Source organism: Paenibacillus sp. tmac-D7 (assembly GCF_006519665.1).
In the GTDB taxonomy this organism is placed as follows: Bacteria; Bacillota; Bacilli; order Paenibacillales; family NBRC-103111; genus Paenibacillus_G; species Paenibacillus_G validus.
In genome coordinates this window covers 99446-119755 of the sequence record NZ_VIDW01000008.1, presented here as the reverse complement: position 1 = coordinate 119755, position 20310 = coordinate 99446, and the positions used below count along the sequence as shown (strand labels likewise).

Here is a 20310-nt window from a genome sequence, read left to right as displayed (position 1 = left end):
ATGCGTTTACACCTAGGGTAGAGGTGGCGTCTGCTCCTGTTTATTGAGGAGTTGCTCAAAGGGGCTGCAGCATATTACTATGGGAATAAACCAAGGAGATTCTGCCAAGCGCCATGTTATACACCCATAATGAGACGCTAACACACAGGCAGCGGTCACCGCATAAGGAGTAAAACGGCATGTCACTTAAGGGGCAAAATATTATTCGAGCCAAACAAACGAACCGTTCGAGGGTACTCCAATCCCTTCTAAGATATGGACCCACTTCAAGACAGCATATTGCGGAAATGACGCAACTGACTTCAGCAACGATCAGCCATTTGACGGCTGAGCTTATTGAGGAAGGGTTGATCCGGGAAGTCGGTTATTTGCAAGAAGAGGAAAAAAAAGTAGGCCGCAAATTCATTGCTCTTGCTTTAAATGGAGATGCGTCTTGGGTGGTCGGTATTCATATCCACGTGAGTCAAGTGGAACTTGGACTCATTAATCTTCATGGACTTATCAAAAAAACACGTCAATTCCCCTTGTCCCCGGGAATAAATGAAGCTGCATTTACCGAAATGCTGATCAAGGAATTGAAAGCATTTATTTCGGATATCAACGACGTGCAGATAGCGGCTGTAGGCATTGGATGTCTAGGTTTAATCAGCTTTGACAAAGGCGAAATACTCAACGTCGAGCCGTTAGGCTGGGGACCTGTCCCGCTGGCTGCCCAAATAACGAACGCCGTACAATTGCCCGTATATATAGACAATAATGTCCGTGCCATGACGTTGGCCGAAAAGATGTTTGGAGAAAGCAAACAGGTATCCGATTTCTTGTGTATTTATATAGGGGAAGGAATCGGATCGGGGCTTATTCTCAACGATAGGCTTTACAGAGGGGGACCCACGGGCTCGGGGGAATTCGGTCATATGACGTATATGCCGGACGGCATCTCATGCTGGTGCGGGAACAGGGGGTGCCTGGAGCAATATGCTTCGAATACGGCGATATCGCGGCAGCTTCAAGCTTCGTGGCCCCGTGTGCTGCATGCCTTCGAGCAGGGAGATTCCGAGACCGTTCAAGCCATGCGTCAGGCGGGAAGGGCTATTGGGACGGTGCTTGCCTCTTATATTAACATTCTGCATGTCGAGAAGGTTGTTGTCGCAGGAGTCATGGCTGGACCTGGATTTCCGTTGATTAGCGAGTTAAAGAAAGAAATCGAATGGCGGTCTTTTTTATTCAAAAGAGAAAAGGTACAGATTGAAAGCTCCTCATTCGGAGAGCATATCGGTCTGATCGGTGCCGCCAGCCTGGCGCTTCAGCATGAAATATTTATAAGATGAAGCCATTATTGCAATCATTGGCCTCATGAAGCAGAATGTCAAGCAAAACGGTTGACAGCCGAAAGAGGCGATGCTATCATACAAACTAATAATTCCCACTAAATACATAGGTTTATTTTGAATAGTGTGTTGACCGGACGTCCGGAAACTTATCTATATATATTTCTGCAACAAGTAAAAGTAAGGGGGAATAGGTTCGTTTAATTAATTAAAATGATTAATCAAATAATGCCCGAAAAATGACGGGAAGAAGGAGACTGGCCATGAAGAAAAAAATGCCCTTGATCACCATGACTCTTGTATTAACGATTGCAGCTGCAGGCTGCTCAAGCGGTTCTCCGAATCAAAACGGGGCCGAGACAGCCTCCAATTCCGCGAAACCGGCATCATCGGAGCCTGTATCCATCGAATTTGCCGCGGGGAAGGATGCTTCCGGTGAACTGGAAAAGTCGATTGCCCGTTTTAACAGTACCCATGACAACATTAAGATCAAATATGTCGAGCTTCCGCAGGTGCCTAATGAACAAATGACCCGGTACAGCACTTGGTTCAACAGTAAAAGCAATACTCCGGACCTGTTTATGACCGACGTCACATGGCCTGCCATGTTTGCCTCCGCCGGTTGGCTGGCGCCGATTGATGAATATGCGGATGCTTCCTATCTGCAGCGATTCTGGCCTGCTGCTGTTGAAGTAGGCAAAGTCAATAACAAACAGTACGGGATTCAAGGTTATATGGATGTCGGGGTGTTGTTTTACCGTAAAGATCTGCTGGATAAGTACAATTTGCCCGTTCCCCAAACGTGGGCTGAACTGACGAAAGTATCCCAGGAAATTCTCCAGAAGGAAAATGATCCGAAATTGACCGGCTATTTATTCCAGGGGGCCAAAATCGAGGGTGCTACAATCAACTGGCTGGAGCATCTCTGGGGTCAGAATGGAGATATTTACGATCAGGGCAAGGTGAAGGTAGACAGCGATAAAGGCATTCAAGCGTTGAAAACGATGAACAACCTGATTACGCAGGACAAGGTTTCTCCCGTTAGTGTCAGCACTTCGAATCCGAATGACAATACGATCGCTTTTAGCGCGGGCAACGCCATTTTCATGAGAAACTGGCCTGCGGCTTTTACTCAGCTCAAAGGCACGAAAGTGGAAGGCAAGGTAGGAATTGCCGCGATACCGCATTCGGACGGTTCGGAATCGCATTCTTCCACCGGCGGATGGGTCTACGCTATCAACCAGTTCTCCGAACATAAGAAAGAAGCTTGGGAAGTGATGAAGTTTTTCTTGAGCGACGAGGAGCAAAAGTCGATGGGCACGAATGCGAGCAAAATTCCGTCGGTCAGGAAAGTGTTTGACGATCCTGAGTTGAAAAAGGCACAGCCTATCTTCGAACAGCTGCCTGCTGTGATGGAAAAAGCGAAAAGCCGGCCCGTCTTAAGAAATTACGAGCAGATCAGCCGAAGTGTACAAACGCAGGTGAACCTCGTTCTGTCCGGTCAGAAGGATCCTGAGGCCGCGTTGCGTGACGCACAGAAAGAAATTGATGAGAAATTAAAATAAAGGAGAGAAAGTCAGCCCGGTCGGAGAGGCTTCTCTTGCCGGGTGTTTCCTAATTAGCACGAAGAGGGGGAGGCGTTACCTTGCCATCCGTCAAACCGCTGAAGCGGCCATGGAGGACCGGAAGATGGACCGATAAGCAGGTGGCTTGCCTGTTAATCTTACCGCCGGTTTTGTTCTTATTGATATTTACATTGTATCCCATTGTCCGGGTGTTCTGGATGTCCCTTTACCATATCTCGATCACGGAGCCTTGGCTGGGATCGCCTTTTGTCGGTTTGGAGAACTATACGACAGCATTCCGTGACCACCGGTTTTGGCAATCGTTAGGATTTACGCTCTCGTTTTCATCGATTACGGTCATTTTTGAGCTGATTATCGGATTGTACCTTGCGATTTTGGCTAACAAAGCGTTCCGGTTCCGGGGATTTGTCCGGGCGGCTATCTTGTTTCCTTGGGCGCTGCCCACGATTACGAACGCCTTGACTTGGCGTTGGATGTTTAATCAGGATTACGGCTTGTTTAATGCGATTCTTCAGGCGCTGGGATTTATTCAGAAGCCGCTCAATTGGCTGGGAGACGGCAAGCTGGCCTTTACCGCGATATGTATAGTGGCTATCTGGAAAACATCGTCGTTCATGGCGATCATTCTGCTTGCCGGCCTGCAATCTATTCCGGGCAGCTTATACGAAGCCGCTAAAATCGATGGAGCGAACCGTACGCAAATTTTATTTCGAATTACTATGCCCCTGCTTCGCAATGTCATTCTCGTTTCTTTGGTTTTACGCACCTTATCGGCGATGCAGGCCTTCGACTTGATGTACGGCTTGACTCAAGGCGGGCCCGGCAACGAAACGGAATCATTGCCTATGTATATTCACACCACAACCTTTATCGATATGCAGTGGGGCTATGGATCGGCTCTGGGGGTGCTGCTATTTATCGCCTTATTCGTTCTTTCCTTTGTTTATGTCAAAGTATTGTATGATCCCGACCGATAGGAGGGCTGGTGTTGAAGTCTGCGAATAAACTGTTTTTTTATAGTACGGTGCTGCTGCTCGTCGTCGTCTCCTTTTTTCCGTTATATTGGCTATTTGTTACTTCGATCAAGCCGACTGTTGAACTGTTCGATACTCCGCCCAGGTTGATGACCTGGAAACCGGTCCTGGAACATTATATCCGTGTTTTTGAACAGCCCTTCGCGGAATATTACTGGAACAGCACGGTTGTTGCCTTCTATACGCTGATAATTGCTCTGGTATTGGGCTTCATGATGGGGTATGCGTTGTCGAGGCTGCAGTTTCGGGGGAAACCGTTAATTTTAATGCTGGTCGTCACAACGTCGATGTTTCCGCCCATGACGATGGTACTGCCTATATTTGTAGGACTGCGCGATTTAAGCTTGATTAACACCTACACCGGATTAAGCCTGACGCATGCAGCGTTCGCGTTGCCTATGGTGATCTGGCTGTTGTCTGCCTTGCTGAATGAAATTCCGAAGGAATTGGATGACGCCGCTTATGTGGATGGAGCAAGCCGGATGCAGACGTTTATTCGAATTATTTTGCCGTTATCCGCCCCGGCGACCGTTACTGCAGCCATTCTGGTGTTTGTGCATAGCTGGAATGAATTTTTATTCTCGTTTACTTTAATGTCCAAGGCCTCGCTTCGTACCTTACCGGTAGGGGTCATGATGTTTCAAGGGGAGCACGACTTTCCTTGGGCGACTATATCCGCGGCGATCGTTCTGTCTGTCGTACCTCTCGTCTTCCTGATTTTTTTATTCCAAAAAAAGATTATTGCCGGACTGACGAACGGAGCCGTGAAAGGGTAGCACCATATTACGCGCAAAGGATGATAAACCATGAGATTTTTATTGCTGGATTTGGATTCATTACGCCCCGATCATTTGGGCTGCTACGGCTATCACCGTAATACGTCGCCTCATATTGACAAAATTGCGGAGCAAGGAGTTCGCTTTACAAACTATTACACGTCCGATGCCCCCTGCTTTCCATCGAGGACAGCGCTAATGACGGGAAAGTTCGGCATCCACAACGGGGTTGTCGGTCATGGCGGGACCGCCGGCGATGTGCGTCATGAAGGAGAGCGGCGACAATTTCAAGATACATTAGCCAAGGAGAGTCTGCCTGCTTTTTTACGTTCTGCCGGATTAAAGACAGTATTAATAAGCCCTTTCGCGGAACGGCATTCGTCCTGGACGTTTTATGCAGGCTTTAATGAAATTCATAATACCGGGAAATGCGGGATGGAATCGGCCGAGGAAGTGACGCCTGCCGTACTGAATTGGATTGAGCACAATGCCCGGAAGGACGACTGGTTTCTTTATGTGAATTATTGGGACCCCCATACGCCGTACCGGGCACCGGAAGATTTCGGCAATCCGTTTGCTGACGATCCTCTGCCTGCGTGGATTACGGAGGATGTGCTGGAAGCCCATAAGCTCAAGGTCGGACCGCATAGCGCAAGCGAAATTAATATGTACGATAATCAGACCAGCGAACAATTTCCCCGTCATCCCGGAGAAATCAAGGATATGGCAGGGTTACGGAGAATGATCGACGGATACGACTGCGGCGTCCGTTATATGGACGAGCATATCGGTTCCATCTTCGCTGCTTTGGAGGCTCAAGGGGTGATGGATGATTTGGTCGTCATCATAACGGCGGATCATGGCGAGAACATGGGCGAACTTGGAATTTACGGGGAGCACGGAACCGCGGATCAGGGTACTTGCAGAATTCCGATGATTATTCGCTGGCCGGGTGTAACACAGCCCCATGTTGATCATGGTTTGCATTATCATCTGGATCTGAATCCAACGCTTGCCGAGCTGCTCGGACGTAAGCCGCTGCCAAGCTGGGACGGCCAAAGCTATGCACCCGCCGTGCTGAATGGCCAGGAGGCGGGCCGCGACTACCTTGTCGTTTCACAATGTGCTCACGTTTGTCAAAGAAGCGTTCGTTTCGGGGAATGGCTCTATATCCGAACGTATCATGACGGGTACCATTTATTCAATAAAGAGATGCTGTTCGATATCGACAACGATCCTCATGAGCAAACGAATCTGGCTGCGGAGCATCGCCAAGTTTGCCGAGATGCGGTATATTATTTAAATGAATGGCATGACCACATGATGGAGACGATGCCTTTCGACGTAGATCCGCTGTGGACGGTTATGAAAGAGGGAGGACCTTATCATGCCAAAGGTTTCTTGCCGAAGTATACGCAGTGGTTGGAGCAGACAGGACGCGGTCATGCTATTTCAGAGCTGAAACGGAGACATCCTGCGGAATTCGGTCACGGCTATCCGAAGCTGTAGGGGCTCTGTTTAATCGTGGAGGATGATTGAAATGAATGCAAAAAAACCGGGCTGCTGCTCGGCCAGCAGAGAGGATTCGAGCTTACCGGATGCTCATTCCTTGCCCCTGAACATCATACCCTCGTCCAAAGATCCTAAAGAAGGCATGATTTATTTGCCCGGCGGTGAGTTTTTAATGGGAACTGCGGATCAGGAAGGGTTTGCCCAAGATGGCGAAGGCCCCGTTCGTTCGGTTCGGCTGGATCCCTTTTATATCGATCCTTATACAGTGAGCAATGCGGAATTCAAGGCATTTGTCGATGCTACCGGTTATCGCACGGAAGCGGAGATCTTTGGCTGGTCCTTTGTGTTCCACTTGTTCGTTTCCGCCGAAACTGCGCAAGGAGTGACACAAACGGTTCGGCAGACGCCCTGGTGGTGGGCCGTGAACGGTGCATGCTGGAAGCATCCGGAAGGTCCGGATTCTCACATTGATGACCGCATGGACCATCCGGTGATTCATGTTTCCTGGCATGATGCGTATGCTTATTGCCAATGGGCCGGTAAACGGCTGCCGAGCGAAGCGGAATGGGAGTATGCGGCAAGAGGCGGTCTTGTGCAAAAGCGTTATCCGTGGGGGGATGTCCTCAAACCGGATGGGGAGCATCGCTGCAATATTTGGCAGGGCAAGTTTCCGGAGAAAAATAACTGCAGCGACGGTTATGCCGGAACCGCGCCTGTCCATGCTTATAAACCGAACGATTACGGGCTGTATAATGTTTCCGGCAACGTATGGGAATGGTGCTCGGACTGGTTTAGCGCGAATCATCCGGCCGCCCCGCTAATAAACCCGCAAGGTCCGCCAACAGGTCAGGAGAAGGTGCTGCGCGGAGGCTCCTATTTGTGCCACAAATCGTATTGCAACCGGTACAGAGTCGCTGCCCGCAGTAAAAATACACCGGATAGCTCCACGGGGAATATCGGTTTTCGCTGTGCGGCCGACGCCTGATAGGGAATAAGAGCTCCTGTAGAACTCGTGACCATCCGTCGCAAGCCTTGTCTGATATGTCGAAAGCCCGAGACGGCTCTAATGAGCGGTCGCGGGCTTTTTTTACAAAATTTAGCACAGATGTGTCAAAACCCAAAATAAAACGAAAAGAAAGGAAATCAATGTAATTCATGGCAGTTATAAGTTTGAAGTCCATGAAACCACTATGCTACTCTAATAAAAATAATGGGCCGAATCCAGTTCAGCAGAAGATCTGGTACGGGGGATTCTTTACCATGGGGTGAATGTTCGTTAACTATCGAACTAGGGAGCAGCCTCTTCCGAATCCGTCAACTAACCTCGAAGGCCGCAGGAGGAATTTGATTTGAATCGTTTTTGCAAGAAGCTTATTTGGTCGTGCGCTTTTTCCTCGATCGGACTGCTTGCCATGTTTCATGCGGGAACAGCACAAGCTGCCGCCAATGATGTTAAAGTGCAGATTAACGACAGCCTGGTTTCCTTCCCCGAAGCACAGCCTTATATCGATAACACCAACACTTTGCAAATCCCTTTACGTGTGCTCGTTGAGAAGCTTGGTTACAAGGTTGAGTGGAGCATGGAACAAGCGCGGGTGAAAGTTACGTTAACCAACAACAACAAAACGATCGCCTTGCAAACCGGGGATCGAAAAGCTCTGGTTAATAAAAAGGTTGTCAGCATGGATGCTCCTGCGCAATTTATACAAGGCAGCGTATATCTCCCTCTACGCTTCGTATCCGAGACGTTCGGCTATAGAGTCCAGTGGGATGCGGATAACCGGATTGCTATTATTAACGAAGACGGATTATATCATGCCCCGGCTTGGTATGCGCCGAAGCCAAAACCGTCTGTCACGCAAATTGCCTATAAGTACCTGGGAGTTCCTTATGTATGGGGCGGCCGTACACCGAATGGCTTTGATTGCTCCGGATTTGTGGACTATATATACGGGCTCAACGGCATCGATTTGCCCAGAACATCCCTGGAAATGTACGAGACTGCAGGCAAGGCGGTGAGCATCCCTCAGGAGGGAGATCTTGTTTTTTTTGCGGAGAAAAACAGAACCTCCCACGTAGGGATTTATTTAGGCAATCAACAATTTATTTCAGCGACCAATTCCGGCGGCGTCTCGGTGGCAAGTTTGACAACCGGTTACTGGAGTAAAAAGTATGTAGGAGCTAAACGAGTCACGTCATAATAATCCTCAAGCTCAATCGTAGGGGCTTGCACAGAAAAGAACCTGGCCGTCGGCCAGGTTTTTCATATTGATGGGGTTCATAAGCCGGAAGCTATTCCAAGCTGCAAGCCGTTTGCACGCTAAAAACGGAATAAAACGGACCAAAAGGATACCTTCTTGGCAGCCTGATGACGTTTGGAACGGGAAATTCGGAAAGCCTCCTGGTCATCATGGAACGAATCGGGTTCATCCTTCGTCTCCGATTCCTTCAGAGCTTGTTGTTCGGCGGCTGCGGCTAACTCGATATGCGTCTGACGACATTCAAACAACTGCCGCTCCAAGTCATGAACCTGCTGAGCAAGCAGCAAGTTTTGCTGCTGCAGCTCCGTAATCAGATTATGGAGATATCGAATGGTTAGTTTCGGTTTCTTCGAAGGAGCGGGCGTCTCATGGTTTTCTCTGGGTCCGAACGGCAACAGATACTTCAACTCTTCTTCCTGGAATACCTCATTTGCCAACGTAACGGCCTCCTTTACATAGAAAATGACGGTATTGCTGCTAGTTTCATCTGCTAGTTTAATAGTACACAAGTTTTTCTAAGGAAGCTGTCGAAGCCTGCTGTCAAAAACATGGAAACCTTATCGGAGAACCGCATGGTGTGTACCGTCTTTCGGAAGTGATGCAAATCACTGCCTTTGGACAGCGGAAATGATGTAATAAGCATATAAAACAAGCCCAATGCAGAGAAGGAGTGAATGGTTATGATGTCCGGACTGATATTGGCAGGGGGGCGAAACCGGGGGGCGAACGGAGAAAACAAGGCGTTCTTCATGCTGGACAACATGACGATCGTGGAGCGTCAAATTCGTGAGATGGAAAAATGCTGTGAGGAGATCATCATCGCTACGAACGATCCGACCCCCTTCCTGCGAAAGGTAGACCGGGGGGTTCGAATCATTACGGACTATTTCCCCGGCAAGGGTCCCCTAAGCGGGATGCACGCGGGCTTAACCTTAGCGCAGCAACCGCATGTATGGGTTGTCAGCTGCGACATGCCTTATATCTCTTCGAAGGCGGCGGAATTGCTGCTCGCCCGTGAGCAGGAAGGGTTTGAAGCGGCCATCCCTGCCATAGGCGGCAGCGCGCATCCGCTGCACGGGGTGTACGACCGCAGCTGCGCGGTGAAGATCGGCGCCTTGCTGGAGCAAGACGAAGCGACGCTCTCCACGCTCTTAAAGCAGTTATACTGGTGTGAGCTGCAGGAGTCCGCTTTTGAAGAGAAAGCCATCGACAGCCGGTTCGTCGCCTCGATCAAGACGAAGGAAGACGATGAGAAGTTATGGCTTGGAGGAAGGCCGCTGTGAAGTCGGCCTTTCATTTCGGTACGATGAATGAAACCTTCGTTCCATGCCCGGGCCTGGAACGGACCGTGAATGTGCCGTAGACGCTGCGGGCCCTTTCTTCCATACTGAACAGCCCGACGCCTTGGGACGAGGTATCGCGGACAAAGCCCTTCCCATCGTCCTCCACATGCGCTTCGACATAGGTATCGTGTTCGAGCAGCTCGACGCGGGCTTCAGCTACATCCGCATATTTCGCGGTGTTCGTCAGGGCCTCCTGAACGATCCGGTAGATGGTCGTTTCTTTATTGGCATCGAGACGTTGGCGCAGGTTGCTGCGGAAATGGACGCGAATTCCGTAATGGTTGGAGTAATTGTCGATATAGGTCCGGAGCGCCGGTACGACGCCGAGGTCATCCAGCACCGAAGGGCGAAGCTCCCAGGCCAGTCCGCGCACATCTTCAATGACCGCGGCTACATGATTGCGAAGCTGCTTCAGCTCGGTCATCCGGGTTTCGCTGATGAGGCGATCCAGCTGGATCAGCAGCGAAAAGATGCTTTGCCCGATGCCGTCGTGAAGCTCCCGCGAGAACCGTCTTCGTTCTTCCTCCTGCACCTTCATCATGTGCGTCATCATGTGCTGCAGCTCTTCCTCGATTTTTTTCAACTGGGTGACTTCATTGCGGATGGCCAAATACTGATACGGAATGCCTTGTTCATTCAAAAAGGGGACAATCGTCGTATGGACCCAGTAATAGGTGCCGTCCTTCGCTCTATTTTTGATCTCGCCGCGCCAGACGTTTCCCGAGGTAATGGTCTTCCACAGATCGGCCATGAAGCTTTTGTCGTGAAATCCGGAATTGATGATCCGGTGGTCCTGGCCGATAAGCTCTTCCCGCTCGTATTTGGAAATCTCACAAAACTTATCGTTAATGTATCGGATGACTCCGCGGCGGTCGGTAACCGCTACGATGGAGGATTCGTCCAATGCAAATTTGATATCAACCAGCTGCTTTAACGAATGCTTCAACGTATCGCGGAAGCCGGGGTCGAGAATGTGCTCGTCCAGATGCTGCAAGAGTCGGTCTACGTCTTGTCCTAGCATGGCAAGGAATCACCTACCTACGTCGATTATTCGAAGCTGAGAAGACCTTTTTTGACGGCATATTTCACAAGCTCGGGTCTTGTTCTGAGGCCCAGCTTCTCCATCACGTTGCTCTTATGCGTTTCCACCGTTTTCACACTGATGACGAGCTGCTCTGCGATTTCTTTATTGCTGTAGCCTTTGGCGATTAACCCTAATACTTCTTTCTCACGGTCTGAGAGCGTCTCGTACGTATTGGTGCTGTCCCCGTGTTTCAACTTCTCCAAATATTCTCCCATCAGACGCTTGGTTGCGGTTGGATACAGGTAAGCGTTCCCGGCGGAAACCGAGCGAATCGCCGTCAGCAGCTCCTCATGCGGCGCGCTCTTCAGGATATAGCCTGACGCTCCGGCATGGATGCCGCGGAACAAATACTCATCGTCATCATGCATGGTTAAGATGAGTACGGCCACATCCGGGTGAAGCTTCTTCAGCTCGGCGGTTGCCGTGAGCCCGTCTTTGCCCTGAGGCATATTCAAATCCATGAGCACGACATCCGGCCGCAAGGCGTTCACGGCTTGGATCGCTTCGTCTCCGTCAGCGGCTTCGCCGATCACTTGGAACTCCGCTTTGCCTTCCAACAGCATTTTCAGCCCTGAACGGACCACCGCATGATCGTCCACTACTAAGATTTTAACCATGATGGATTCCTCTCCCTATCGTCACCAACCGAATCTTCATCTATCTTAACAAAAATAAAAGAACCCCAGCAATAAGCATTCTGCTTGGATTCATAAAGTAGGCTCGAGGAGCGATTGCAGCGTTTGAACATGTTGATAAAGCGTGTCGATGTCGCTGTCCGCGTAAGCTTCGGCCGAGCGTCTTGCGATCAGGAGCACGCCGTATACCGTCTCGCGCATGGTGATCGGAACCGCCGCGGCGGCATGAAGCAGCTCGGAGGCAACGAGGGGACATTCCATCGGCAAGCCGGGCCGGGCAGCCGGAAAATCCGTCCAACGGGTCGTTTTGCCTGTTCTCAGGGTCAAACCGCCCGGACCCAATCCGGGTTTTACAACCATCTGCTTATAGCGTTCGCTGCGATTGCCGAAAGCATACTTCCAGCGAATACGAGGTTCATGATTCGGCGCGAAAGATAAGGCGGAGAAGTCGCTGGAGGTTGCGCGGCACAAGGCTTCCAGCTCCCCGGTAATGATCTGTATGAATGCCGGCATGTCAGGCCTCCTCCCCCCACTGCAGCTTTTACGGTTGAACCGTTTTCATTACCTCCCATTATAGTCTTTCCGCCTCTCTTTGTAATTCAGGGAAAACCCCTAAATGTGTTTCGGGGATCTCCTGATGCCCAAGCGCCGAATACGAAGGTAAAAGGAATGAAATCGGGGTTTTCTGCGCCTCTTCTGACACCGGGATCGGGAGATTCTCCCCTCATAAATCAGGAGAACCCCCGATGTGAATAAGTGGCTGGCCGTTATATGATACCTATAGCGCAAACAGTTCGAAGGAGGACGGCGACATGATGGCTCAAGTCAATCCAACCTGCGGCATTTTGGACGTTATTTCCAAGGATAGTTTCGATAAGCTGCAAAGCATTATGTATATAAAGCAGGTGGAGAAAGGATCTTATCTGTTCTGGGAAGGGGATTCGGCGGAGAAGCTGTACTTTATTATCAGCGGCCGGGTCCGGACGACGAAGACAACCGATAGCGGAAGAAGTCTGACGATGTACCTGCATCAAGAAGGCGATTTATTCGGGCAATTGGATCCATTTCAAGACTCGGTGCATACCTTCAGCGCGGAAGTCACCGAGCCCGGCAAGATCGGCATCATTCAGCGCAAAGACCTGGAGGTGCTGCTGTGGCAGCACGGGGACTTGGCTGTGGAGTTCATGAAGTGGATGGGCTTGATGCACCGCTTGACCCAGACCAAGTTTCGGGATTTGATGATGTTCGGCAAAACCGGCGCGCTATGTTCACTGCTCATTCGGCTCAGCAACTCCTACGGCGTCCTGAAAGAAGATCATATATTTGTCGACCTGAAGATCAACAATTCGGAAATGGCCGATATGATTGGGGCGACGAGGGAAAGCGTGAACCGGATGTTAAGCGATTTGAGAAAAGAAGACGTCGTTGAATATAAAGACGGGCATATTCTAATCAAGGACTTAACGTATCTTCGCGATGTTTGTCAATGCGAGAGCTGCCCGAAAGAAATTTGCCGCATGTAAGAATGGGGGGCGAGAACCGCCCCTATGATGCCGCAACCAACCTTACAGCCTCGTTGACTTCACATTGTGAGGAAGATCACAGCGGCTTCGCCCGGGAAGAAGTACGGTGTAAGTACGTATAAACCTTGATAAAGGAGAGTGCTGCAGATGATTACTTGTGAAAAGTGCGCCAAAAAAACAGGCAAGGGTCCGGTAGGGGAAAGCTGGATTTGCGAGGATTGCAAGGTAGAGCCGCCGGTTCGTGAAGGCGATAACAGGCCTGCAGGCGAGGATCGGGCTGCCGGGGAGCCGTTATAAGCCTGAGACTTTGCAAGGCTCATATAGATGATCGAATGCCGGTCCGGTCGGTACCGGCATTCGCGATAAGGAAGTTTCTGAACCGGGTGCCCCGTCATACCGTCATACCGTCTGGAATCGGGCTGCCTTCAGAAGCAGGAAAGTCATTGGCCGGTTTCGGCTCACCCGGTGATTTAGATCACAGCTGCGCCAGCAACCCTGTAGTACAATAAAGGTGTAGACGGGAAGCAAAACCACACCACAACGAAAGGAAAATGAGAGATGAAACATTTCCGATCCCAATTCCGATCCCGGCGAGAGTCGAAATAATCAAGGTTCGTTTATTGCGCCAAATCAAGTGAAAAATTTCACAACGAGGAGATGATCGTCATGTTCGTTCAATGTCTTAGAGAAAATAAATACGCAGCTGTGGTCCTTTTATTCATCCGGTTGTATCTCGGTTACGAGTGGCTCACACATGGATGGCAAAAATTAACGGGGGGATTCAATGCAGGCGGTTTCTTGAATAACGCGGTCGCCAAACCGGTAATCGATAAAGCGACGAATGAGCTGGTGTACCCGACCTTCACCGCTTTCATCAACACCTTTGCCGTTCCGAACGTAAAGATGATTAACTTCCTCATACCGCTTGGCGAATTTTTAGTCGGTCTTGGTTTAATCCTCGGGGCTTTAACTACCGCGGCCGCTTTCTTCGGACTTCTGATGAACTTCATGTTCATGTTCGCGGGCACGGTAAGCACGAACCCGTGGTTCGTTCTAATCGGCGGGATCTTGTTCATGGCGGGGGCCAACGCCGGTAAATTAGGTCTGGATTATTACTTGCTCCCGCTGCTCCGTAAACTTGTCACCCGTAATAAAGCTGGAAAGAAGAATAACCCGAACGGAACCGGAGGCGTAATCAAACCGGCACGAGTTTGATAAGCAGAAACAGGGGAGCAGGTCGACTTGACGACCTGCTCCCCTGTTTCTGCGAACAGCTCGCCGAACGGCAATTCGAGTGTAACGTACTGGCAAGGAGCAGCCGGGCATGTTACACTCAGTTTAACGTCAGTTCGTCGTGCCTGAAAGATTCCAAACTAATAGAGAGAAAAGAGCGATCGCGAATGTCTAAACCCTCTGAGACCGAGATGCGTCATAAGCAGGGGCAGATGTCTCCCCAAAGTCAGATGTTATTAATTACAGCCATAGGCTTCGGAGTGCTCTTAAATCCATTGAATACGACGATGATCTCGGTTGCCTTCTCCAGGCTGCAGCAAGAATTCCAAGTGCCGTATAGCGCCATATCCTGGCTCATCGCCACTTATTACGTAGCAAGCGCCGTCGCACAGCCTGTTATGGGAAAGCTGAGCGATATGCTCGGGCGCAAGCGCATATTTCTGCTGGGTCTGCTGCTGGTGACGATCTCGTCGATGCTGGCTCCATTTTCTCCAAGCATCGGCTGGCTGATGGCCTTTCGCGTCATCCAGGCAATCGGCACGTCTTCGCTGTTTCCTGCGGGGATGGGCATGATCCGCAGCAGTATTACGGATAATCAGGCGAGAGCGCTGAGCGTCATGTCGATCTTCTCTTCAACGTCAGCTGCCTTTGGACCTTCGATCGGAGGGTTCTTGATCCAATACGGAGATTGGCCGGCCATTTTCTTTGTGAATTTCCCCGTCATTCTCATATCTTTCTTCATGTCCATCAAGATTTTGCCGAAGGACGGCCCTCGCAAACCGATCGCTTCCGGAGGTCTGGATCTTTGGGGAATCGTCTTTTTCACCGCGCTGATTGTGAGCTGGCTGTTTTTCTTTCTATCCTTCGAACAGGGCCTTAACGTCTGGCTGCTTATCGTCAGCCTGGTGATGAGCTTTTTATTTTATCAGTTTGAAAAGCGGCGGAAGCAGCCGTTTATTGATGTGTTTTTTCTGAAAAACAATCTAAACGTATGCATGGTTTATATCCAGTTTATTTGTGTGAATATCGTGTTCTATTCGGTGATGTTCAGCATTCCCTCTTATTTGCAGCAAGTTCGGCACTTCGATGCGCAGCGGGTCGGTTTGATTATGCTGGCCGTATCCGGATTCAGCGTGTTTGTAACGCCATGGGTGGGCAGATGGATCGACAAATCCGGTTCCAAAAGTCCGCTAATCGCAGGTTCGCTATTCGTTATGGCCGGCTCGCTGCTCTTGCTGCTCTTGCACGACAACACCTTGCCCTATGTGATTTTTGCCTTCTTATCCGTATTCGGAATCAGCAACGGCTTTCAGAATCTCGGTTTGCAGACGGCGCTCTATTCCTACGTGTCTACGAAGGAGACGGGAATCGCTTCAGGCTTGTTCATGACCTCCAGATTCATGGGGACGATTCTTTCTTCCAGCTTGCTGGGAGCGATCTTCAGCAGCGAGTTCTCGACACAGCGACTGCACACGATGGCTGCCGTTTGTGCCGTCATCAGCGTGGCTATCCTGGTTTTATCCTTGAAAATGCCGAGCCATCGTCCCCAGACGCCATACGCCGAATAAGGAAATGAACCCTTATCTTAAACCGTCCTTGTCTTCGTATGATTGCGAAACTTTAACGGCGTCAGACCGACATCTTTAAGAAAAAATTTAATGAAATGAGCAGGGGAGGAAAATTGGAGCTCCTGAGAGATTTTTTCGATGCTCCAATCGGTATCCGTCAGCAAGCCTTTCGCCATTCGAATTCTCACTTTTGTCAAATACCCCCGAGGCGAAATGCCATAAACCTTTTTGAAACAATTCGTTAAATGGGAACGGTCGACATTTAATTGACTCGCCAGCTCACCGATTCTTATGGGGTCGATGGCTCTTTTTTCAATCCAGTAAGCGGCCTCGTGGGCCAAATTAAGCAGTGAGGGTTGAATCGATGGCGGAGCGGAGGATTCCGATTGATGATAGAAATAGTCGGATAACAGACTGATCAGATTCAGAATCGAGGATTGAACCTTCAGCATAATGACGGCCGCATACTTCGATTCAGACGTTTTTTCGGTTTCCGGCGCACTTAGATTATGGAGAAAGTACCCATATTCATCAATAAAGGTATTCACAAAGTTGTGGATACTTTTTTCTTTGTCCTTCTTAATGACAGGGTGTTGGATCAGTTGAAGAATTTCATGTATTCGTTTATCTTCCACTTCAAAATGGAAAACAAACCACTCGGCATCCTCATGAATAGGAGGGGTATGATGGAACATGCCGGGCTTGATGATGAGACAGTCCCCCGTGCCTAATACGTAGGGCTGTCCGTTGACGATTTGTTCGAATTGACCTGAAATGACATACATAAACTCGAAAATCGTATGGCGGTGAGAGCCGTAGGCATATCCTTTATGTCCTATTGTGTATTGAAGGTCCACCAGCCGTATCGAGCCAATCAGGTTCGAGATCATAAACAATTGCTCCACGAAGGATCAGCCGCTTTCTGTGAAATAATTGCGCATACATATGTAGTTTAACATAAAAAATAACAACAAAAGTATAATTTTTAATCACAAAATCGAATGTTTACTTGGGGCTTGGGCAGCTATTCTTGTATATATAGCACCATTAAACATCGAGGAGTGTAGACAATGAAGGAGCAAATACGCTGCGCGGTCCTTGGACTGGGACGTCTTGGTTATTGGCACGCTGAAAATTTGGCCACAAAAGTGAAAGGAGCAAAGCTGGTAAGCGTTCTGGATCCATTCGAGAATCGGGCGGAAACCGTTGCCCGTGAATTGGGTATAGAGAAATCGGCGATACATCATCAAGAAGTTTTTGAAGACCCTGCGATTGATGCGGTTATTATAGCAACGCCGACAAGCACGCACGCGGATATGATCGAACAAGCGGCGAAGCACGGGAAACATATTTTTATTGAAAAACCGCTTACCCATGACTTAGAGGAAGCCGACCGGGCGATTCGGGTCATCAAAGAGAACAACGTCGTTTGTCAGGTCGGTTTTATGAGGAGATTTGACAGCGCTTATAGGGAAGCCCAGCGAAGAATACAGGCCGGAGACATCGGAACGCCCCTTTATTTTAAAGGGGTATCCCGCGACCCGGGCTCTCCGCCTGCGGCATTTATCCAAAACAGCGGGGGCATTTTCCTCGATATGTCGATCCACGATTTTGACATCGCCCGATTTTTGTTGAATGCGGAAGTCACTTCCGTCTCGGCGCATGGGAACATTCTGGTCCACTCCTTTATGGAACAATACGGTGACGTCGACCAGGCGCTTACCTATGTAGCGTTCGACTCCGGCACCGCTGCGGATATAGAAGCCAGCCGGAATGCTTTCTACGGGTACGATATTCGGGGAGAAGTCATAGGCAGCGAAGGCAGCCTGCTCATCGGGTCCTTACGCTATCATGACGTTCAAATACTGACCAAGAGAGGAAGCACCCATGATATTGTGCCCGCTTTTCCGGAGCGGTTTAAAGATGCTTATTTGAATGAAATGAATCATTTCGTCGATTGTCTAAGAAAAAGCGAAGCGCCCTCCGTCAATGAAATCGATGGGAAAATAGCGCTTGAAATCGCGCTGTCCGCCCAAAAATCGTTCGAGACGGGACAAACCGTCCGTCTCCCCGGCTAGGTTTTGCATCCGAAAGGGGATCAAGGCATGAAGATGACAGCAAAGGAGAGGGGAATATGATGAGCGATAAAATAAATTGGGGAATTTTGGGTACGGCGGAAATTGCCGAGACTCAAGTCATACCTGCGATCCAATCGGCTTCCAACGCCACCCTTGCAGCCATTGCGAGCGGGAGCGGGAAGGAGCGGGAGTTTGCCGCAAAGTACCGGATTCCTAAAGCTTATGGAACTTACGAGGAGCTGTTGGATGACCCGGACATCGACATGGTTTATATTCCTCTGCCGAACGGACTGCATTCGAAATGGGTGAAAGCTGCCGCGATTCGCGGCAAACATGTATTGTGCGAGAAACCGGCGGCATTGACCGCTGGGGAAACAAGCGAAATGATCGACGTATGCGAGCGGCATCATGTTCTTTTTATGGAAGCCTTGATGTATCAATTCCACCCGCAGCACCAGAGGGTCAAAGAGATGGTTCGATCCGGCGCCATCGGCGAGGTCGTCTTGATGCGTTCCTCCTTTACCTTTATGCTGAAAAAGCTCGAAGGCAACTTCCGTCTCCATCCTCAGAATGGCGGCGGAAGTATATACGATATCGGCTGCTATTGTATCCACGCGATTAGGGAAATCATGGGCGAGCCTGAAAGTGTCTCCAGCTGGGGCCGTATTTCAGCGTCCCACCAGGTTGATTTGTCAGCTATTGCCATACTTGACTTTGCGAACGGCACGAAATCCTATTTTGACTGCGGAATGAATATGTCCACGCGCCATGAGTATGAAATTGTAGGGACCCGGGGGACGATTCGCGTTCCGAAAGCTTTCATCCCGCAAACGGACGGCGAAGGCCTTATCCAACTGACGGATCAGCAAGGGAACATGCAGGAGGAAAGACATTACGGCAACTACTATAAGCTCGGCGTGGAGCATCTTTCCAGCTGCCTTCTGGACCGGACCCAACCAAGATACGGCACGGAAGGCAGCATCCGTAACATGAAAGTGATCGATGCTTGTCTCGCCTCTATAGCCAGCCATAACCACGCTCCGGTAAGCATAAGATAAACATCGCGCCGTACGGGCGAATATACGTTAACAAGAAAGCGACCTTCAGCAGGGAAGGTCGCTTTTTTTCGTCACGGCTTGCGGAAACATCAGGTTTAACAGGGAAGCGAAGACGAGCAGAATCGCCGCCGTAAGAAAAGGCAGCGTGTAATTGCCGGTTTGCGTATACAGCCAGCCCGGGAAATAAGCTCCGAGGGCCGAACCGAACTGATGGCCCAAGGTGAGAAGACCGAGGACGAGCCCAAGCGAGTTCGTTTGAAACAGGTCCGCGGTCAAAAGTGTCGTTGGAGCAACCGTGGCGAAATCGACAAGTCCGAACAGAATGGAAAACACCAGCAGCCAAACTGGATCGAATGTCAGGAAGAGAATCGGCAGCGTGGCGGCGCGAATGAGATATAACACGGTTAAAATCATCGCAGGGTTCCAGCGGTCGGCTATTTTACCCGATAGCAGACATCCGACGATATTGAAAGCCGCCAGCACGCTGACCGCGGTTCCCGTTAAAGCCGTGGAGTATCCGGCGCCCCTGCAGTAAGCGATCAGGTGCGTATCCATCAGCCCGGTTGTGGTGTATCCGCAAATGAAGAAGGGAATGAACAGCAGCCAAAAGGAACGCAGCTTCAAGATGTGCAGGGTCGAAGCTTTCTTGGCAGGCTCAAGCCTACTTGGCGCTGGCTCTTCAGCCTGCACGCCCCCCAAGGGAAGCATGCCTTTCTCCGACGGTTTGGAACGATAGAAAGCGAGCAATACGGGACACAGGACGATCAGCATCAAGCCCATATAGACGGAGGTGCGCTCCCATCCGATCGAATGGATCAGAAGCAGGGAAGCGGGTGCGATGATCATCTGTCCGGCACCGAAGCCCGCCTCTAATATGCCGTAAGCGAGGCCGCGCTTGGCGGCAAACCATCGCGTAACCGCAACGGTCGCAACGACGCCGGACGCGCCGCCGAATCCGATGGACGCGGCAACGCCGTATACGAGGGCAAGCTCCCACAAGTCGCTTGTAAAGCCGACGGCGATCGTGCATAGGCCGGTAAATAACACGCTGAATGCAAACACGCGCGTAACCCCGAAGCGGTCCGTCAGTTTGCCGAAGATGGGGACGGTCACCCCGTAAACGATAAAGCTGACGGCGGAAACGAGAGAGATCGAATCGCGGCCTACGCCAAATGCCTGCTGCCAGGGCTCGACAAAGGCACCGAATGATAAACGGACTCCCTGGGCTCCCAATACGCCTGCGAACGACATGAAAAGAATGATCCACGCGTAATGAAATTTTGTCACACGA

At 50.2% G+C, this 20310-nt stretch carries 20 protein-coding genes and 1 riboswitch; of the genes, 14 read left to right on the top strand and 6 right to left on the bottom strand.

Going from position 1 to position 20310, the window contains the following annotated elements; genetic code table 11:
- Positions 1–179: 179 nt before the first annotated feature.
- From FKP33_RS08305 to FKP33_RS08275, 7 genes are all read left to right on the top strand, one after another.
- Positions 180–1328, top strand: coding sequence for an ROK family transcriptional regulator (locus FKP33_RS08305; protein ID WP_141334482.1), 1149 nt, complete (start codon positions 180–182; stop codon positions 1326–1328).
- 263 nt (positions 1329–1591) lie between these two features.
- Positions 1592–2893 carry an ABC transporter substrate-binding protein gene (locus FKP33_RS08300; protein ID WP_181410082.1) on the top strand — a complete coding sequence of 434 codons (1302 nt, stop codon included), beginning with the start codon at positions 1592–1594 and terminating at the stop codon, positions 2891–2893.
- An 80-nt stretch (positions 2894–2973) separates the two neighbouring features.
- Positions 2974–3891, top strand: a complete 918-nt coding sequence (locus FKP33_RS08295) for a carbohydrate ABC transporter permease (RefSeq protein ID WP_141334480.1) — start codon at positions 2974–2976, stop codon at positions 3889–3891.
- Positions 3892–3902: 11 nt separating this feature from the next.
- Positions 3903–4724 carry a carbohydrate ABC transporter permease gene (locus FKP33_RS08290; protein ID WP_141334479.1) on the top strand — a complete coding sequence of 274 codons (822 nt, stop codon included), beginning with the start codon at positions 3903–3905 and terminating at the stop codon, positions 4722–4724.
- Between the two features lie 30 nt (positions 4725–4754).
- Complete coding sequence (locus FKP33_RS08285; RefSeq protein WP_141334478.1) at positions 4755–6233, top strand: sulfatase family protein; 1479 nt, start codon at positions 4755–4757, stop codon at positions 6231–6233.
- Between the two features lie 31 nt (positions 6234–6264).
- Complete coding sequence (locus tag FKP33_RS08280; RefSeq protein WP_372814173.1) at positions 6265–7221, top strand: formylglycine-generating enzyme family protein; 957 nt, start codon at positions 6265–6267, stop codon at positions 7219–7221.
- A 218-nt stretch (positions 7222–7439) separates the two neighbouring features.
- A riboswitch (cyclic di-AMP (ydaO/yuaA leader) is annotated at positions 7440–7584 on the top strand.
- Between the two features lies 1 nt (position 7585).
- Entirely contained in the window at positions 7586–8437 is an 852-nt protein-coding gene (locus FKP33_RS08275; protein WP_236595837.1) for a C40 family peptidase, read from the top strand.
- A 119-nt stretch (positions 8438–8556) separates the two neighbouring features.
- On the opposite strand, the gene FKP33_RS08270 is transcribed toward FKP33_RS08275, so the two are convergent.
- A complete protein-coding gene (locus FKP33_RS08270) occupies positions 8557–8934 on the bottom strand; it encodes a hypothetical protein (protein WP_054795651.1) in 378 nt (125 codons plus the stop codon).
- Positions 8935–9177: 243 nt separating this feature from the next.
- Here FKP33_RS08270 and mobA point away from each other — a divergent pair, with 243 nt between their 5' ends.
- Positions 9178–9780, top strand: a complete 603-nt coding sequence (gene mobA / locus FKP33_RS08265; protein WP_141334476.1) for a molybdenum cofactor guanylyltransferase — start codon at positions 9178–9180, stop codon at positions 9778–9780.
- 10 nt (positions 9781–9790) lie between these two features.
- On the opposite strand, the gene FKP33_RS08260 is transcribed toward mobA, so the two are convergent.
- From FKP33_RS08260 to FKP33_RS08250, 3 genes are all read right to left on the bottom strand, one after another.
- On the bottom strand, positions 9791–10861 hold the full coding sequence (locus FKP33_RS08260) for a PAS domain-containing sensor histidine kinase (RefSeq protein WP_141334475.1): 1071 nt from the start codon (positions 10859–10861) through the stop codon (positions 9791–9793).
- A gap of 26 nt (positions 10862–10887) precedes the next feature.
- The gene (locus tag FKP33_RS08255) at positions 10888–11541 is read right to left on the bottom strand and encodes a response regulator (RefSeq protein WP_127609336.1); all 654 of its coding nucleotides are present in this window, start codon (positions 11539–11541) and stop codon (positions 10888–10890) included.
- A gap of 90 nt (positions 11542–11631) precedes the next feature.
- Positions 11632–12072, bottom strand: coding sequence for a GAF domain-containing protein (locus FKP33_RS08250; protein ID WP_141334474.1), 441 nt, complete (start codon positions 12070–12072; stop codon positions 11632–11634).
- A gap of 299 nt (positions 12073–12371) precedes the next feature.
- Between FKP33_RS08250 and FKP33_RS08245 the strand changes: the two genes are divergently transcribed.
- The 4 genes from FKP33_RS08245 to FKP33_RS08235 all read left to right on the top strand — a co-directional run bounded on the left by FKP33_RS08245 (position 12372) and on the right by FKP33_RS08235 (position 15883).
- Entirely contained in the window at positions 12372–13082 is a 711-nt protein-coding gene (locus FKP33_RS08245) for a Crp/Fnr family transcriptional regulator (RefSeq protein ID WP_141334473.1), read from the top strand.
- Positions 13083–13229: 147 nt separating this feature from the next.
- Positions 13230–13379 carry a hypothetical protein gene (locus tag FKP33_RS27055; protein ID WP_181410081.1) on the top strand — a complete coding sequence of 50 codons (150 nt, stop codon included), beginning with the start codon at positions 13230–13232 and terminating at the stop codon, positions 13377–13379.
- Positions 13380–13748: 369 nt separating this feature from the next.
- Entirely contained in the window at positions 13749–14297 is a 549-nt protein-coding gene (locus tag FKP33_RS08240) for a DoxX family protein (RefSeq protein ID WP_141334472.1), read from the top strand.
- A 185-nt stretch (positions 14298–14482) separates the two neighbouring features.
- Positions 14483–15883 (top strand): MFS transporter, encoded by a 1401-nt coding sequence (locus FKP33_RS08235; protein WP_141334471.1) that lies wholly within the window; start codon positions 14483–14485, stop codon positions 15881–15883.
- Positions 15884–15900: 17 nt separating this feature from the next.
- Here FKP33_RS08235 and FKP33_RS08230 read toward each other — a convergent pair whose 3' ends face one another.
- Positions 15901–16773, bottom strand: a complete 873-nt coding sequence (locus tag FKP33_RS08230) for a helix-turn-helix domain-containing protein (RefSeq protein WP_181410080.1) — start codon at positions 16771–16773, stop codon at positions 15901–15903.
- Between the two features lie 180 nt (positions 16774–16953).
- On the opposite strand from FKP33_RS08230, the gene iolG reads away from it, so the two are divergent.
- Positions 16954–17961: an inositol 2-dehydrogenase gene (gene iolG, locus FKP33_RS08225; protein WP_141334469.1), complete on the top strand. Its 1008-nt coding sequence runs from the start codon at positions 16954–16956 to the stop codon at positions 17959–17961.
- A 56-nt stretch (positions 17962–18017) separates the two neighbouring features.
- The gene (locus FKP33_RS08220; protein ID WP_258313410.1) at positions 18018–19019 is read left to right on the top strand and encodes a Gfo/Idh/MocA family protein; all 1002 of its coding nucleotides are present in this window, start codon (positions 18018–18020) and stop codon (positions 19017–19019) included.
- Between the two features lie 45 nt (positions 19020–19064).
- Here FKP33_RS08220 and FKP33_RS08215 read toward each other — a convergent pair whose 3' ends face one another.
- Entirely contained in the window at positions 19065–20306 is a 1242-nt protein-coding gene (locus FKP33_RS08215) for an MFS transporter (protein WP_236595839.1), read from the bottom strand.
- Between the last annotated feature and the right edge of the window lie 4 nt (positions 20307–20310).

What these genes read in the sequence shown, in the direction of transcription:
- mobA (WP_141334476.1), top strand. Translation starts at nt 9,178, where the DNA reads ATGATGTCCGGACTGATATTGGCAGGGGGGCGAAACCGGGGGGCGAAC.
- FKP33_RS08220 (WP_258313410.1), top strand. Translation starts at nt 18,018, where the DNA reads ATGATGAGCGATAAAATAAATTGGGGAATTTTGGGTACGGCGGAAATT.
- FKP33_RS08305 (WP_141334482.1), top strand. Translation starts at nt 180, where the DNA reads ATGTCACTTAAGGGGCAAAATATTATTCGAGCCAAACAAACGAACCGT.
- FKP33_RS08250 (WP_141334474.1), bottom strand. Translation starts at nt 12,072, where the DNA reads ATGCCGGCATTCATACAGATCATTACCGGGGAGCTGGAAGCCTTGTGC.
- FKP33_RS08245 (WP_141334473.1), top strand. Translation starts at nt 12,372, where the DNA reads ATGATGGCTCAAGTCAATCCAACCTGCGGCATTTTGGACGTTATTTCC.
- FKP33_RS08280 (WP_372814173.1), top strand. Translation starts at nt 6,265, where the DNA reads ATGAATGCAAAAAAACCGGGCTGCTGCTCGGCCAGCAGAGAGGATTCG.
- FKP33_RS08260 (WP_141334475.1), bottom strand. Translation starts at nt 10,861, where the DNA reads ATGCTAGGACAAGACGTAGACCGACTCTTGCAGCATCTGGACGAGCAC.
- FKP33_RS08285 (WP_141334478.1), top strand. Translation starts at nt 4,755, where the DNA reads ATGAGATTTTTATTGCTGGATTTGGATTCATTACGCCCCGATCATTTG.
- iolG (WP_141334469.1), top strand. Translation starts at nt 16,954, where the DNA reads ATGAAGGAGCAAATACGCTGCGCGGTCCTTGGACTGGGACGTCTTGGT.
- FKP33_RS27055 (WP_181410081.1), top strand. Translation starts at nt 13,230, where the DNA reads ATGATTACTTGTGAAAAGTGCGCCAAAAAAACAGGCAAGGGTCCGGTA.
- FKP33_RS08240 (WP_141334472.1), top strand. Translation starts at nt 13,749, where the DNA reads ATGTTCGTTCAATGTCTTAGAGAAAATAAATACGCAGCTGTGGTCCTT.
- FKP33_RS08300 (WP_181410082.1), top strand. Translation starts at nt 1,592, where the DNA reads ATGAAGAAAAAAATGCCCTTGATCACCATGACTCTTGTATTAACGATT.
- FKP33_RS08255 (WP_127609336.1), bottom strand. Translation starts at nt 11,541, where the DNA reads ATGGTTAAAATCTTAGTAGTGGACGATCATGCGGTGGTCCGTTCAGGG.
- FKP33_RS08230 (WP_181410080.1), bottom strand. Translation starts at nt 16,773, where the DNA reads ATGATCTCGAACCTGATTGGCTCGATACGGCTGGTGGACCTTCAATAC.
- FKP33_RS08235 (WP_141334471.1), top strand. Translation starts at nt 14,483, where the DNA reads ATGTCTAAACCCTCTGAGACCGAGATGCGTCATAAGCAGGGGCAGATG.